The organism is Gordonia desulfuricans NBRC 100010 (assembly GCF_001485495.1).
Lineage (GTDB): Bacteria > Actinomycetota > Actinomycetes > Mycobacteriales > Mycobacteriaceae > Gordonia > Gordonia desulfuricans.
Window position 1 is genome coordinate 1 of record NZ_BCNF01000246.1, and the last position, 511, is coordinate 511.

A 511-nucleotide genomic window follows, 5' to 3' on the forward strand; every position below is an offset into this window, starting at 1 on the left:
GAGCCGACGAGGAGCGTAGCGACGAGACGTGTCGAAACCTCGAACAGCCGAAGTCGGAACGTAGCCACCACGAACCCAGACAGCGCTCCGACAGCTCAGAGCCCCATCCCTTCCAAGATCTCGACCAGGCGGGTCTCGATCGGCCCGACGGGGGTGATGACTTCCCGGATCGGGAGTCTCATCTGCGTGTCTGTCGGGCTGATGTCGATGGGTGGGTCGAACACCTTGATCACCAGGGCATCATCATCGATCATGACGAACCCGTCATCGGTGGTGCTGTCGAGAGTCACCTCGGTACTGCTGCTGGTTTCGGTGCCGTGGATTTCGGCACGTACTTGTGCCAGGTTCGCCACATACTGTTGCCCGACATCCGGGAGCCGGTTCACCTGTTTGGCGTTGTCGGGTTGGCCGGGTTTCGCATTGCGTTGCCACCACGTGCGGCCCTCGTCCGGACCCGACTCGATTTTCCCGGTCGTGTACTGCCCGGGTTGATCACCCACCATCCGATGAT

1 pseudogene is annotated in these 511 nt (G+C 61.3%); it reads right to left on the minus strand.

Annotation, left to right across the window (positions count from 1 at the left end):
• Window positions 1-95 precede the first annotated feature (95 nt).
• Window positions 96-511 (minus strand): annotated as a pseudogene (locus GD1_RS25170) (HNH endonuclease); the annotation flags it as partial.